Here is a 12,810-nt window from a genome sequence, read left to right on the forward strand (position 1 = left end):
TTTCTAGGATTTTGTAATCTTTTGTTTCACGTGAAACAAACAAAATGCTATGATCATCGCCCTATCAGAGGCAAATCATGCGTTATTCCAAAAGTTTCGATGTCATAGTGGTTGGTGGCGGTCACGCTGGGACCGAGGCCGCCCTGGCATCGGCGCGCATGGGTTGCGACACCCTATTAATTACCCATAGCATTGAAAACCTGGGTGCGATGAGCTGCAATCCCTCCATTGGCGGGATCGGTAAGGGGCACTTAGTTAAAGAGATTGACGCTATGGGTGGCGCCATGGCCGCCGCTACAGATGAGGCGGGCATTCAATTTCGTATTCTGAACTCCAGTAAGGGCCCTGCTGTTCGTGCTACTCGTGCTCAGGGCGACCGGGTTTTATATAAGGCAGCAATTCGCCGTCGCCTAGAAAATCAACCCAATTTAAGCCTGTTTCAGGCGGCGGCAGATGATCTGTTGGTTAAGGGCGACGAGGTTCAGGGTGTAGTTACTCAAATGGGCCTGGAGTTTATGGCCAAAAAAGTGGTTTTGACGGCCGGCACCTTTTTGGATGGCAAGATCCACGTTGGTTTAAATAATTATGCTGGTGGTCGCGCTGGCGATCCCGCGGCAGCCTCTTTATCTGCAAGACTAAAAGAATTGAAGCTTCCACAAGGAAGACTCAAGACTGGTACTCCGCCCCGGATTGATGGTCGGACGATCGACTTCTCCGTCATGCTTGAGCAGCCTGGTGATCTCGATCCAGTTCCGGTCTTTTCTTATTTGGGCCGTCCTGAGCAGCATCCCAAGCAGGTGCCTTGCTGGATTTCACATACCAACGAGAAAACCCACGACATTATTCGCGGTGGTTTGGATCGTTCGCCAATGTATACCGGCGTTATTGAGGGTGTTGGCCCTCGCTACTGCCCTTCCATTGAAGACAAAATTCATCGCTTTGCCTCTAGAAATAGTCACCAGATCTTTTTGGAGCCCGAGGGCTTAACGACGAACGAGTTTTACCCTAACGGGATATCGACCAGCCTGCCCTTTGATGTGCAGTGGGACTTAGTCCGTAGCATTCGCGGCATGGAGTCTGCGGTTATCGTGCGCCCTGGTTATGCCATTGAGTATGACTTCTTTGATCCGCGCCAATTACGCCATAGTCTAGAGACTAGAGTTATTGGAGGCCTTTACTTTGCTGGTCAAATTAATGGCACTACGGGATATGAAGAGGCTGCAGCGCAGGGAATGCTAGCGGGAATCAATGCTGGCTTAGCCGCCAAAGGCAAGGAGCCTTGGTTGCCAAAGCGAAGCGAGTCCTACATCGGTGTTTTAGTGGATGATTTGATTACCCGTGGAGTTCAAGAGCCCTATCGAATGTTTACAAGCCGCGCGGAATACCGTTTGAGTTTGCGTGAGGACAACGCAGATATGCGTTTATCTACCATTGGGCGAGAGTCGGGACTTGTAGATGACTATCGTTGGGAAGTCTTTTGCAGAAAGCAGGAGGCTGTTTCACGTGAAACATCTCGTTTGCAAAGCATTTGGGTGGGCCCTAAAAGTGAGGCAGCCCCTTTTGTATCCCAATTATTGGGCCAAGATCTTTCCCATGAGTGCAGTTTGGCGGAGCTTTTAAGGCGCCCAGGCGTTACTTATGAATCAATTACTGCGCTTGGCGGCGGAATGTGGGCGCCGGAGACTTTGGATGAGGATCTGGGTTTGGCGGCTCAAATTAGCGATCAAGTGGAAATTTCAGTGAAGTACCAGGGCTACATTGAGCGCCAGGCCACAGAAATCGCTCGCCAAGAACACAATGAGACGTTTCCACTGCCAGAATCGCTTGATTATGCGCAGGTGGTTGGGCTTTCTAAAGAGGTTCAGCAAAAGCTCAATCTCCATAAGCCTGAAACGTTGGGTCAGGCAGGTCGTATTTCTGGGGTAACGCCCGCAGCGCTTTCGCTGCTTTTAGTGCACCTTAAAAAAGGTTTGGGCCGTACCCAAGAAACTCATGAGTGAGGGTTTGCTCGAGCTTGGAATACAGGAGATCGGCCTGGATTTGAGCGCGGCCAATATCGCTGATTTAGAGCTATTTTTGCAAGAAATGGGCCGTTGGAACCAGGTGCATAACCTAACAGCCATTGAGGGTGAAAAGGATTCTGTGCGATTGCATCTCATTGATTCTATTGCAGTTTTACCTGTTCTTAGACGGTTTCTATTGGGCGCATCGCCCAAGATAGCTGACCTGGGTTCAGGTGGCGGCCTGCCAGCGATTCCTATTGCCATTGTGCAGCCCGAGTGGCGGCTTTCCCTGATAGAGGCGATTCGCAAGAAGACAGCGTTTTTGCAGCATGTACGTGGAAAGTTGAAGCTAAAAAATATCGAAGTACTAAGCGAGCGAGTTGAAGATGTTGCACTGCAGCAACCCGGTCAATTTGATGCGGTGATTTCTCGCGCATTTACTAATCTTGCGCGCTTTCTAGAACTCTCGTTGCCTTTTTTAAAGCCAGACGGACTGGTATTTGCCATGAAGGCAAAGCGTGCCGATGAAGAAATGCAGGATGTTTGCATGGATGATTGGCGTTTGGTGGCCGATGAACCTCTTCATATTCCTAATTTAGCGGTAGAGCGACGCCTTTTGGTGTTAGCCCCCGTGAGAAAATCCCCCTCCCCCTTAAAGTAAAACAAAAAGTAGCCATGGCAAAAATCTTCTGTATTGCAAATCAAAAAGGCGGTGTTGGTAAGACCACCACAGCCGTTAACTTGGCGGCGGGTTTGGCTGGTCTTCAGCAGCGCGTCTTGTTGGTGGACTTGGATCCCCAGGGCAACGCAACCATGGGTTCAGGGGTAGAAAAGGCAGACCTAAATACCAGCGTCTATCAAGTCTTGATTGGCATGGCGTCTGTTAAGGAATGTGCACAGCGTTGCGAAAGTTCTGGCTATGACGTATTGCCAGCCAATCGTGATTTGGCTGGTGCTGAAATTGAATTGGTAGATTTAGATTCGCGCGAAGTGCGCCTGAAAGATGCGCTTGCGCAAGTGGCAAATGATTACGATTTTATTTTGATTGATTGCCCGCCTGCTTTATCTCTACTAACGCTCAATGGATTGTGTGCAGCAAATGGTGCAATTGTTCCAATGCAATGCGAATACTTCGCGCTGGAAGGATTGTCTGATTTAGTAAACACCATCAAACAAGTACATGCAAACTTGAATCCGGATTTAGTCATTATTGGTTTATTGCGCGTGATGTTTGATGCGCGCATGACATTGCAACAACAAGTCTCCGATCAACTGCTTGAACACTTTGGCGACAAAGTTTTCAAGTCCATTATTCCGCGTAATGTCCGCCTTGCCGAAGCTCCGTCCTATGGGCTTCCTGGCGTCGCTTTTGATAAGTCATCGCGCGGTGCAAAAGCCTATTTAGAGTTTGGTGCTGAAATGGTTGAGCGCATCAAACACATGTAATTTGTAGAAAGAAAAAGATCATGGTTGCTATTAAGAGAAAAGGTTTGGGTAGAGGTCTTGAAGCCCTGCTTGGAGAAAAGACTCAAGCAGCAAGTCCGTCCACCGATATCAATCGTTTGCCGCTAACGGCGTTGCAAGCGGGCAAATATCAGCCGCGTCAAAAAATGGAAGCGGGCGCTTTGCAAGAGTTAGCAGAAAGCATTCGTGAACAGGGCGTAATGCAACCGCTGTTAGTACGTTTGGTGGCGCCAGGCAAGTACGAAATTATTGCGGGCGAAAGACGTTTTCGTGCGGCCACTATCGCTGGCTTAAAAGAGGTTCCGGTTTTAGTGTCTGGTGCAGATGATCAAGCTGCCGCTGCAATGGCTTTGGTTGAAAACATGCAACGCGAGGACTTAAATCCTCTTGAAGAATCGCAAGGTTTGGCAAGACTGATCGAGGAGTTTGGCTTTACACATGAGCAAGCCGCCAAGGCGGTAGGCAAATCACGCAGCGCCATTACCAATTTATTGCGCCTAGCGCAGCTCGCAAAGCCTGTACAGGCCATGCTGCTAGCTGGCGATATCGATATGGGCCACGCCCGAGCACTTCTACCCCTTCCGGGTTCTAGCCAGGTGGCTTTGGCCCAAAGAATCTCTGCCCAGGGCCTTTCTGTTCGTGAGGCAGAGCGAATGACGGCTGCATTGGTAATTGCTGGTGGGCAAATTGGGGACAAAAAGGCAAATAGTAAACCCGGCACCACAGCGCAGAGTGCAGACCCAGATATGCAGCGTTTAACCCAAGAAATTGCAGATTTGATTGGCCTAAGCACTGAATTTAAGCTTAAAGGCAAGAGTGGAGAGCTCAGAATTCGCTTTAGCCAGTTTGATGAGCTTGATTCCTTATTAAAAAAGTTGGGTATTGAGTCATAAATTAGGTTAAAAAATGTCCCCAAATCCTTTGACATATTGCAGTGCACACATTAAACTTTCGGGGCTAAATTGATTCCTCAAAAAAATCACTTTTCCGATATAGAATGGGATGAGCCCGAAGAAGAAGTTATTCGGGTCTACAGTAAAGAAGAGATTGTTGCGCTGCAGCAAAGTAATGCAACAAAATATCGCGCCCTTTCGCCTTGGAAAATTATTTTGGCCCAAGTGCTAATTACAGCTATCAGCATGGTGGTTTGGTCAATTTTTGGGGAGCTGGTAGGGGTAAGCCATTATACTCAGTCGGCCTTTTTAGGTGGTTTAATTAGCGTCTTGCCTACAACGTTGTTTTTAACAAGGTTGGAGTTGGCAAAAAAATCGCAAAGATTAAATCCAGGAAGATTTTTAGTAGCATTAGTTTCGGGTGAATTTATCAAAATCGCCGTGACGCTGATGTTGTTTATAGGGGTTGCTTATTACATCCCTGGCGTGCTTTGGCCCCCCCTTTTGGTGACTTACCTGCTTGCCTTGAAGTGCGTGTGGCTGGCGTGGATTTGGCGCTAAGTAGTGACAATTGAGATTGAAACAAAGGACTAGTTAAGAGATGTCTAGCGAAGTAAACCAAGCCCACGGGGCAGCAGAGCAGATGACGCCAACGGCGTACATTTCTGAGCATTTACAAAACCTCACCAATACTGGTGGACCTCAGGCATCCATTGTTGATTTCAGCGTAATTAATTTAGATACTATTTTTTGGGCCTCTTTAATGGGCTTCTTAGCAGTATTTATTTTGTTAATTGCAGCGCGTCGCGCAACGCCTGGTGTTCCTGGCCGTTTCCAATGCTTAGTGGAAATGATCGTGGAAATGGTGGATACACAAGCAAAGAGCATTGTTCATGGCAATCGCACTTTCATTGCACCGCTCGCACTCTTCGTGTTCTTTTGGATCATCCTCTTAAATACGCTTGACTTAATTCCAGTGGATTGGGTTTTGGGCGTGAATCATTTCATCGAAAGCTTTGGTGTGCACGTTCCTCACCACAGATTGGTTCCTACAACCGATTTGAATGCCACCATGGGCATGTCACTTTCAGTTTTGGTATTGGTGTTCTTCTATAGCTTCAAAGTAAAAGGTGTTGGCGGCTTCTTGCACGAACTTATTTCTGCCCCATTCGGTGCGAAGTGGTATTTGGCCCCCTTCAATCTTGCATTGAACATCATTGAATATTTGGCGAAAGGCGTTTCTTTAGGAATGCGACTTTTCGGCAATATGTACGCCGGCGAATTGGTCTTCTTATTGATCGCTCTACTCGGTAGCGTATGGACATTTAATTTAGATTTATCCCTGTTCGGATTGGTGGGCCACGTTATTGCTGGATCAGCTTGGGCCATCTTCCACATTTTGGTTATTTTGTTGCAGGCCTTTATTTTCATGATGTTGACTTTGGTTTACATCGGGCAGGCACATAGCCATCACTAAGATTTTATTTTTAACTTACCTCTTTTAACTTCAGGAGTCAGCAACATGCAAGCATTTTTAGCAACTATTCAAGGTTCAACAGCTATCTGTATCGGCATCATCATCGGCCTCGGCGCGATCGGTGCATGTTTGGGTATCGCATTGATGGGTGGTAAATACATCGAAGCTTGTGCACGTCAACCAGAATTGATGGAGCCACTCCAAACTAAGATGTTCCTTTTGGCTGGTTTGATCGACGCTGCGTTCTTGATCGGCGTTGGTGTTGCAATGTTGTTTGCTTTCGCAAACCCACTGCTCGCAGTTATTAAGTAATTGTTTTGGCGTGGATGACCAACGGGTCATCCAACTGTTCTCAACAATACTGAAAGGAATATCGTGAATCTGAACGCGACCCTATTCGCGCAAATGATCGTTTTCTTCGTCTTATGGTGGGTTGTTGCACGCTTTGTGTGGCCACCGCTAGTAAAGGCGTTAGATGAGCGTTCAAGCAAAATTGCTGATGGTTTAGCTGCTGCCGAGCGTGGTAAAGAAGCTCTCGCACTAGCCAGCAATGAAGCTGAGCAAGAATTAACTAAAGCACGCCAAGAAGGTGTTCAACGCGTTGCCGAAGCTGAAAAACGTGCACAAATGTCAGCCGAAGAAATTCGCGCTAACGCACAAGCTGAAGCCGCTCGAATCATTTCCCAAGCGCAGCAAGATGCAGCCCAACAAGTTACTCGCGCACGTGAAGTATTGCGCGCAGAAGTTGCCCTGCTTGCTGTTAAAGGAGCCGAGCAAATTTTGCGTCGTGAAGTTGATGCAAAAGCGCACGGCCAATTGCTTGACCAACTAAAGGCAGAACTTTGATATGGCTGATTTAGCCACTATTGCACGTCCTTATGCGGAAGCGCTTTTTCAAAACGCCAAGTCAGCTGAGCTTGCTGGATGTTTGGAGCAATTAAACGAACTGGCACAGCTTGCTGCTTTGCCAGAAGTTGCTGCTTTATCAAACAATCCAAAAGTATCCGCTGATGATTTAAGCAAGCTACTTACCGGCATGGTTAAAACCAAGCTTGATCCTAAGGTCGCTAGCTTTTTAAATCTTGTGAATCAAAACCACCGCCTAGCAGCTGTTCCTGAAATTGCACATCAATTTGAGGCAATGAAGAACAAGAGCGAAGGTGCAGCAGAAGTAAATATTACTAGCGCATTCCCTCTAGAGGGTTCTGCGTTAAATGATTTGTTGTCAAGTTTGAAGAAGCGCTTTGGGGGTAAAGAATTGCGCCCAACTATTCAAGTTGATCCAACATTGATTGGCGGAGTTCGCATTCAAGTTGGCGATGAAGTGATGGATAGTTCAGTTAAGGCCCAGTTAGCTCAAATGCAAGCAAGTCTTGGCGCATAAGTGATCCCTATTAAGAACATACGAAATAAGACCCAGGAGTAAGTAATGCAACTCAACCCTTCCGAGATCAGCGAGCTGATCAAAAGCCGAATTAGCGAATTGGGCGTTGACTCCCAAGTTCGCAACGAAGGCACTGTTATTTCAGTGACCGACGGTATTTGCCGCGTACATGGCTTGTCAGGCGTTATGCAGGGCGAAATGTTGGAGTTTCCTAACAACACTATCGGCCTCGCGTTAAACCTTGAGCGTGATTCTGTTGGTGCCGTAGTGTTGGGTGAATACACCCACGTTAAAGAAGGCGACCCAGTTAAATGTACTGGCCGCATTTTGGAAGCTCCAGTTGGTCCAGAGTTGCTCGGTCGCGTTGTAAACGCACTCGGTCAACCGATTGATGGCAAAGGCCCAATCAACACCAAGTTAACTGACTTTATTGAAAAAGTAGCTCCTGGCGTTATCGCACGTCAATCTGTTAGCCAGCCAGTTCAAACTGGTTTGAAGGCGATTGATGCGATGGTTCCAATTGGCCGTGGTCAGCGTGAGTTGATCATTGGCGACCGCCAAACAGGTAAGACAGCTGTTGCGGTTGACGCGATCATTAACCAAAAAGGTAAAGGCGTTTATTGCGTTTACGTGGCGATCGGTCAAAAAGCTTCTACTATTGCTAACGTTGTTCGCAAGCTCACAGAATTGGGCGCGATGGAGTACACCGTTGTTGTTGCGGCGAGTGCTTCTGAGTCTGCAGCTATGCAGTACCTCTCTGCATACGCAGGTTGCACAATGGGCGAATACTTCCGTGATCGCGGCGAAGACGCTTTGATTGTTTATGATGACTTGACCAAGCAAGCAGTTGCTTATCGTCAAATCTCCTTGTTGCTCCGCCGCCCACCAGGCCGCGAAGCTTATCCTGGCGACGTGTTCTACCTCCACTCACGCTTGCTCGAGCGCGCTGCTCGTGTAAATGCTGAGTATGTTGAGAAGTTCACCAACGGCGCAGCAAAAGGCAAAACTGGTTCTTTGACCGCATTGCCAATTATTGAAACTCAAGCTGGTGACGTTTCTGCATTCGTTCCAACCAACGTGATTTCGATTACTGACGGCCAGATCTTCTTGGAAGCTGACTTGTTTAACGCTGGCGTACGTCCTGCGATTAACGCCGGTATTTCTGTATCCCGCGTTGGTGGTGCTGCACAAACTAAAGTTATTAAGAAATTGTCTGGTGGTATCCGTACCGACTTAGCGCAATATCGTGAATTGGCAGCGTTTGCTCAGTTCGCATCTGACCTTGACGAAGCAACCCGCAAGCAGCTCGAGCGTGGCCGTCGCGTTACTGAATTATGTAAGCAAGCTCAATACAAGCCACTCCAAGTTTGGGAAATGGCTGCCTCACTGTACGCTGTGAATAACGGCTACTTCGATGACCTCGAAGTGAAGAACGTATTGGCCTTCGAAAAAGGTTTGCAAGATCATTTGAAATCTAAGTACGCTGACTTAGTTGCGCGTATCGAAGAAACCAAAGACTTGAGCAAAGATGACGAAGCTGCTTTGCGCGCTGCTATTGAGGATTACAAGCGTTCTGCCTCTTTCTAAGAGGGCTCGCATAAATCATGGCAAGCACAAAAGAGATACGATCTAAGATCAAGAGCGTGCAAAACACGCGCAAGATCACGAAGGCAATGGAAATGGTCGCCGCATCTAAGATGCGTCGCGCCCAAGAGCGCATGCGTAATGCGCGTCCATACGCTGAAAAAATTCGTGAGATTGTTGCTAACCTTTCAAAAGCAAATCCTGAGTTCCGCCCTGCTTACATGGCAACTCGTGAAGTGAAGAAAGTTGGCACGATTTTGGTTACAACAGACAAAGGCTTGTGCGGCGGTTTAAATACCAACGTCTTGCGTTTGATTGCTAACCAAGTGCGCGATTTGCAAGAAAAAAATATTGAGATCGCTTACACAGCGATTGGTTCAAAAGGCCTGCAGTTTTTGAATCGCTCAAAAGCAAACCTCATTTCTCAAACAATCCAAATTGGTGATACACCGCATATGGATGTTTTGATTGGCGCGATTGTTAGTCAATTAGAAGCGTTTGAGCGTGGCGAGATTGATGCTGTTTATTTGGCATACACCCGCTTTGTAAATGCAATGAAACAAGAGCCTGTTTTGGAAAAGCTCTTGCCTTTAGAGGCAGAAGCTTTAACCCCGCAAGAGAAAACAGGCAATTCTTGGGATTACATCTACGAACCTGATGCAGAGTCCATTTTGAATGGCCTGCTTAAGCGTTACGTTGAAGCAATGATTTATCAGACTGTAGCTGAAAACATGGCTTCTGAGCAGTCTGCACGTATGGTCTCTATGAAGGCCGCTTCAGATAACGCGAAGAACGTAATTGGCGAATTGCAATTGGATTACAACAAGACACGACAGGCTGCTATTACTAAAGAGTTGTCAGAGATTGTTGGCGGAGCGGCTGCTGTTTAAGCGGTCAGCGTTTAGGAATACGAAAGAATTCAGGAATTAAAAGCGGAGAAATGCGATGAGTAACGGAAATATCGTGCAGTGTATCGGTCCAGTGGTGGACATTCAGTTCCCACGCGACAAAATGCCAAACATTTATGATGCATTGACATTAGTTGATAGCGGCGAAAAATCATTTGCTGAAAAAGGTTTGACCTTTGAAGTTCAGCAACAAATCGGTGATGGCGTAGTTCGCGCGATTGCTATGGGTGCGAGCGATGGCTTGCGTCGTGGCATGGAAGTGAAATCTACTGGCAAGCCAATTTCTGTGCCTGTTGGCCCAGCAACTTTGGGTCGCATCATGGACGTTTTGGGTCGCCCAATTGACGACGCAGGTCCGATTGCTACTGAAGAGCGTCGCGCTATTCACCAGCCAGCACCTAAGTTTGATGAGCTCTCTCCTTCTGTTGACTTGCTCGAAACCGGTATTAAGGTTATTGACTTAGTTTGCCCATTCGCTAAAGGCGGTAAGGTTGGCTTGTTCGGTGGTGCGGGTGTTGGTAAGACCGTGAACATGATGGAATTGATTAACAACATTGCTAAGCAACACTCAGGTTTATCTGTGTTTGCCGGTGTTGGTGAGCGTACTCGTGAAGGTAATGACTTCTACCACGAGATGAAAGAATCTAACGTTATCGACAAAGTGGCGATGGTGTTTGGTCAGATGAACGAGCCTCCTGGCAACCGTTTGCGCGTTGCGTTGACTGGTTTGACAATGGCTGAAGCGTTCCGTGACGAAGGCCGTGACATTTTGTTCTTCGTTGACAACATCTACCGTTACACATTGGCCGGTACTGAAGTTTCTGCGTTGCTCGGTCGTATGCCTTCTGCCGTGGGTTACCAACCTACGTTGGCTGAAGAGATGGGTAAATTGCAAGAGCGTATTACTTCTACTAAGACAGGTTCTGTTACTTCTATTCAGGCCGTTTACGTTCCTGCGGATGACTTGACCGATCCGTCACCAGCTACAACCTTCTTGCACTTAGACTCCACAGTTGTGTTGTCACGTGATATCGCTGCATTGGGTATTTACCCAGCGGTTGATCCATTGGATTCAACCAGCCGTCAGCTCGACCCACAAGTGGTTGGTCAAGAGCACTATGAAGTAGCTCGTGATGTACAGATGACATTGCAGCGCTACAAAGAATTGCGCGACATTATTGCGATTTTGGGTATGGACGAATTGTCACCAGAAGACAAATTGGCTGTGTCACGCGCTCGTAAGATTCAACGTTTCTTGTCCCAGCCTTTCCACGTTGCTGAAGTGTTTACTGGTTCACCAGGCAAATACGTTCCATTGAAAGAAACCATCCGTGGTTTCAAAATGATCTGCAGCGGCGAATTGGATCACTTGCCTGAGCAAGCGTTCTACATGGTGGGTTCAATTGATGAAGCCATCGAGAAAGCCAAGAAGCTTTAATCGAACTCATCTAGGGAAATTATGTCAACCATACGCGTCGATGTAGTAAGTGCTGAGCAGTCTATTTTCAGCGGGGAAGCCAAGTTTGTTGCGCTTCCTGGCGAAAGTGGTGAGCTCGGCATTTTGCGCGGCCACACTCCTTTGATTACACGTATTCGTCCAGGCTCAGTTCGCATTGAAAAAGCTGATGGTGACGAAGAGTTTGTTTTCGTAGCAGGTGGCTATTTAGAGGTTCAGCCAGATCACGTTACTGTATTAGCGGATACCGCTATCCGCGGCCATGATCTCGATAAAGCAAAAGCAACTGAAGCTAAGAAGCGCGCTGAAGAAGCCATGCAGAATCGTGGCACAGACTTTGATTTGGCTTTGGCCCAATCTGAGTTTGCAATGGCAGCCGCACAGTTGGCTGCAATTGCTCGTTTCCGTCGTAAAAAGTAATAGCGGGTCATCTCCTTGTTGTTAAATGATCGGTTTTTAAAGGCCTGCCTGGGCGAAGCGGTTGATCAAACACCGCTTTGGCTCATGCGCCAAGCCGGCCGATATCTCCCCGAATACAACGCTACTCGTGCTAGAGCTGAAAGCTTTTTAGGCCTAGCAAAAACACCCGCTTACGCCACTGAAGTAACCCTTCAGCCTTTGGATCGCTATCCACTGGATGCAGCAATTTTGTTCTCCGATATTTTGACTATTCCTGATGCAATGGGATTGGGGCTCAAATTTACTGCCGGCGAAGGCCCAAGCTTTGATCATCCCCTTCGCACAGAGGAAGCAGTTAAGAAATTGCGTGTGGCTGATATGGATCAGCTCAAATATGTTTTTGATGCGGTTTCGGAAATTCGTAAGGCACTTATTCGGGATGGCAAGCAGCGCGTTCCTTTAATTGGCTTCTCTGGAAGTCCATGGACGTTGGCTTGCTATATGGTGGATGGTTCCAGTGCGGATGATTTCCGTCATGCCAAAACCATGATGTTTAGTCGCCCCGACTTGATGCAGCATATCTTGGATATCAATACACAATCTGTTGCTGATTATTTAATTGAACAAGTAAAAGCAGGTGCGCAAGCATTGATGATTTTTGATACCTGGGGCGGAATGCTTCCGGATGGTTGGTATCAAAAGATGTCTTTAGCTTCGATGCAAAAAGTGATTGCTTTGTTGCCACGTGAGCATGAAGGACGAAAAATTCCGGTGATCATGTTTACCAAAGGCGGTGCAATTTGGTTGAGTGATATGGCGCAAGTTGGTGCTGATGTGATTGCTTTGGACTGGACTATGTCGCTGAGTCGCGCAAGAAAACAATTGCTCGCCTTGAACAAGCCTTTGGCATTACAGGGCAACTTAGACCCGCTTATTCTGTTTGCAGGGCCAAAACAAATCGCTGAGCAAGCAAACCTTCTGCTGGAAGATTTAGCGAGCGCTCCAGCCCTTAAAACCGGTTTGCATCCTTTAGACGGCCACGTCTTTAACTTGGGTCACGGCATTTCTCGGTTCACCCCGCCAGAAAGCGTCACGGCCCTTGCTGAGGCAGTGATTTCCAGGTCAAGGGCTATCAGGACCAAGTCTTAATACTGAGTGATTGCTAACTTGCCGCTGGAATTTTTAGCGAAAGTTATGCACAGTTAGTGACAAAATTCGAAATTCAGTGAGATTGCGATTAAA

At 47.4% G+C, this 12,810-nt stretch carries 14 protein-coding genes; all 14 read left to right on the forward strand.

Annotated elements, in window-relative coordinates; genetic code table 11:
• Window positions 1-77 precede the first annotated feature (77 nt).
• The 14 genes from mnmG to hemE all read left to right on the forward strand — a co-directional run bounded on the left by mnmG (window position 78) and on the right by hemE (window position 12,717).
• Complete coding sequence (mnmG, locus tag DXE27_RS03390) at window positions 78-2,000, forward strand: tRNA uridine-5-carboxymethylaminomethyl(34) synthesis enzyme MnmG (protein ID WP_128112908.1); 1,923 nt, start codon at window positions 78-80, stop codon at window positions 1,998-2,000.
• Window positions 1,993-2,664 (forward strand): 16S rRNA (guanine(527)-N(7))-methyltransferase RsmG, encoded by a 672-nt coding sequence (gene rsmG, locus DXE27_RS03395; protein ID WP_128112909.1) that lies wholly within the window; start codon window positions 1,993-1,995, stop codon window positions 2,662-2,664. Before mnmG ends, rsmG begins: the two co-directional genes overlap by 8 nt.
• A 14-nt stretch (window positions 2,665-2,678) precedes the next feature.
• Window positions 2,679-3,449, forward strand: a complete 771-nt coding sequence (locus DXE27_RS03400; RefSeq protein WP_128112910.1) for a ParA family protein — start codon at window positions 2,679-2,681, stop codon at window positions 3,447-3,449.
• Between the two features lie 20 nt (window positions 3,450-3,469).
• Window positions 3,470-4,360 carry a ParB/RepB/Spo0J family partition protein gene (locus DXE27_RS03405; protein WP_128112911.1) on the forward strand — a complete coding sequence of 297 codons (891 nt, stop codon included), beginning with the start codon at window positions 3,470-3,472 and terminating at the stop codon, window positions 4,358-4,360.
• Window positions 4,361-4,429: 69 nt separating this feature from the next.
• Window positions 4,430-4,921, forward strand: a complete 492-nt coding sequence (locus tag DXE27_RS03410) for an ATP synthase subunit I (RefSeq protein ID WP_128112912.1) — start codon at window positions 4,430-4,432, stop codon at window positions 4,919-4,921.
• Between the two features lie 40 nt (window positions 4,922-4,961).
• Window positions 4,962-5,837, forward strand: a complete 876-nt coding sequence (gene atpB, locus DXE27_RS03415; RefSeq protein WP_128112913.1) for a F0F1 ATP synthase subunit A — start codon at window positions 4,962-4,964, stop codon at window positions 5,835-5,837.
• Between the two features lie 45 nt (window positions 5,838-5,882).
• Window positions 5,883-6,149 carry a F0F1 ATP synthase subunit C gene (atpE, locus tag DXE27_RS03420; protein WP_011901869.1) on the forward strand — a complete coding sequence of 89 codons (267 nt, stop codon included), beginning with the start codon at window positions 5,883-5,885 and terminating at the stop codon, window positions 6,147-6,149.
• 63 nt (window positions 6,150-6,212) lie between these two features.
• Window positions 6,213-6,683, forward strand: coding sequence for a F0F1 ATP synthase subunit B (locus DXE27_RS03425; protein ID WP_128112914.1), 471 nt, complete (start codon window positions 6,213-6,215; stop codon window positions 6,681-6,683).
• Between the two features lies 1 nt (window position 6,684).
• Complete coding sequence (locus tag DXE27_RS03430) at window positions 6,685-7,221, forward strand: F0F1 ATP synthase subunit delta (RefSeq protein ID WP_128112915.1); 537 nt, start codon at window positions 6,685-6,687, stop codon at window positions 7,219-7,221.
• Window positions 7,222-7,266: 45 nt separating this feature from the next.
• Complete coding sequence (atpA, locus tag DXE27_RS03435; protein ID WP_128112916.1) at window positions 7,267-8,808, forward strand: F0F1 ATP synthase subunit alpha; 1,542 nt, start codon at window positions 7,267-7,269, stop codon at window positions 8,806-8,808.
• Window positions 8,809-8,825: 17 nt separating this feature from the next.
• On the forward strand, window positions 8,826-9,695 hold the full coding sequence (gene atpG / locus DXE27_RS03440; protein WP_128112917.1) for a F0F1 ATP synthase subunit gamma: 870 nt from the start codon (window positions 8,826-8,828) through the stop codon (window positions 9,693-9,695).
• 55 nt (window positions 9,696-9,750) lie between these two features.
• Entirely contained in the window at window positions 9,751-11,151 is a 1,401-nt protein-coding gene (gene atpD, locus DXE27_RS03445; RefSeq protein WP_071467468.1) for a F0F1 ATP synthase subunit beta, read from the forward strand.
• A 21-nt stretch (window positions 11,152-11,172) separates the two neighbouring features.
• Window positions 11,173-11,589, forward strand: a complete 417-nt coding sequence (locus DXE27_RS03450) for a F0F1 ATP synthase subunit epsilon (protein ID WP_128112918.1) — start codon at window positions 11,173-11,175, stop codon at window positions 11,587-11,589.
• A gap of 9 nt (window positions 11,590-11,598) precedes the next feature.
• Window positions 11,599-12,717, forward strand: a complete 1,119-nt coding sequence (hemE, locus tag DXE27_RS03455; protein WP_128112919.1) for a uroporphyrinogen decarboxylase — start codon at window positions 11,599-11,601, stop codon at window positions 12,715-12,717.
• Window positions 12,718-12,810: the final 93 nt, after the last annotated feature.

The organism is Polynucleobacter necessarius, assembly GCF_900096755.1.
GTDB lineage: Bacteria > Pseudomonadota > Gammaproteobacteria > Burkholderiales > Burkholderiaceae > Polynucleobacter > Polynucleobacter necessarius_K.

What these genes read in the sequence shown, in the direction of transcription:
- mnmG (WP_128112908.1), top strand. Translation starts at nt 78, where the DNA reads ATGCGTTATTCCAAAAGTTTCGATGTCATAGTGGTTGGTGGCGGTCAC.
- rsmG (WP_128112909.1), top strand. Translation starts at nt 1,993, where the DNA reads ATGAGTGAGGGTTTGCTCGAGCTTGGAATACAGGAGATCGGCCTGGAT.
- DXE27_RS03400 (WP_128112910.1), top strand. Translation starts at nt 2,679, where the DNA reads ATGGCAAAAATCTTCTGTATTGCAAATCAAAAAGGCGGTGTTGGTAAG.
- DXE27_RS03405 (WP_128112911.1), top strand. Translation starts at nt 3,470, where the DNA reads ATGGTTGCTATTAAGAGAAAAGGTTTGGGTAGAGGTCTTGAAGCCCTG.
- atpB (WP_128112913.1), top strand. Translation starts at nt 4,962, where the DNA reads ATGTCTAGCGAAGTAAACCAAGCCCACGGGGCAGCAGAGCAGATGACG.
- atpE (WP_011901869.1), top strand. Translation starts at nt 5,883, where the DNA reads ATGCAAGCATTTTTAGCAACTATTCAAGGTTCAACAGCTATCTGTATC.
- DXE27_RS03430 (WP_128112915.1), top strand. Translation starts at nt 6,685, where the DNA reads ATGGCTGATTTAGCCACTATTGCACGTCCTTATGCGGAAGCGCTTTTT.
- atpA (WP_128112916.1), top strand. Translation starts at nt 7,267, where the DNA reads ATGCAACTCAACCCTTCCGAGATCAGCGAGCTGATCAAAAGCCGAATT.
- atpG (WP_128112917.1), top strand. Translation starts at nt 8,826, where the DNA reads ATGGCAAGCACAAAAGAGATACGATCTAAGATCAAGAGCGTGCAAAAC.
- atpD (WP_071467468.1), top strand. Translation starts at nt 9,751, where the DNA reads ATGAGTAACGGAAATATCGTGCAGTGTATCGGTCCAGTGGTGGACATT.
- DXE27_RS03450 (WP_128112918.1), top strand. Translation starts at nt 11,173, where the DNA reads ATGTCAACCATACGCGTCGATGTAGTAAGTGCTGAGCAGTCTATTTTC.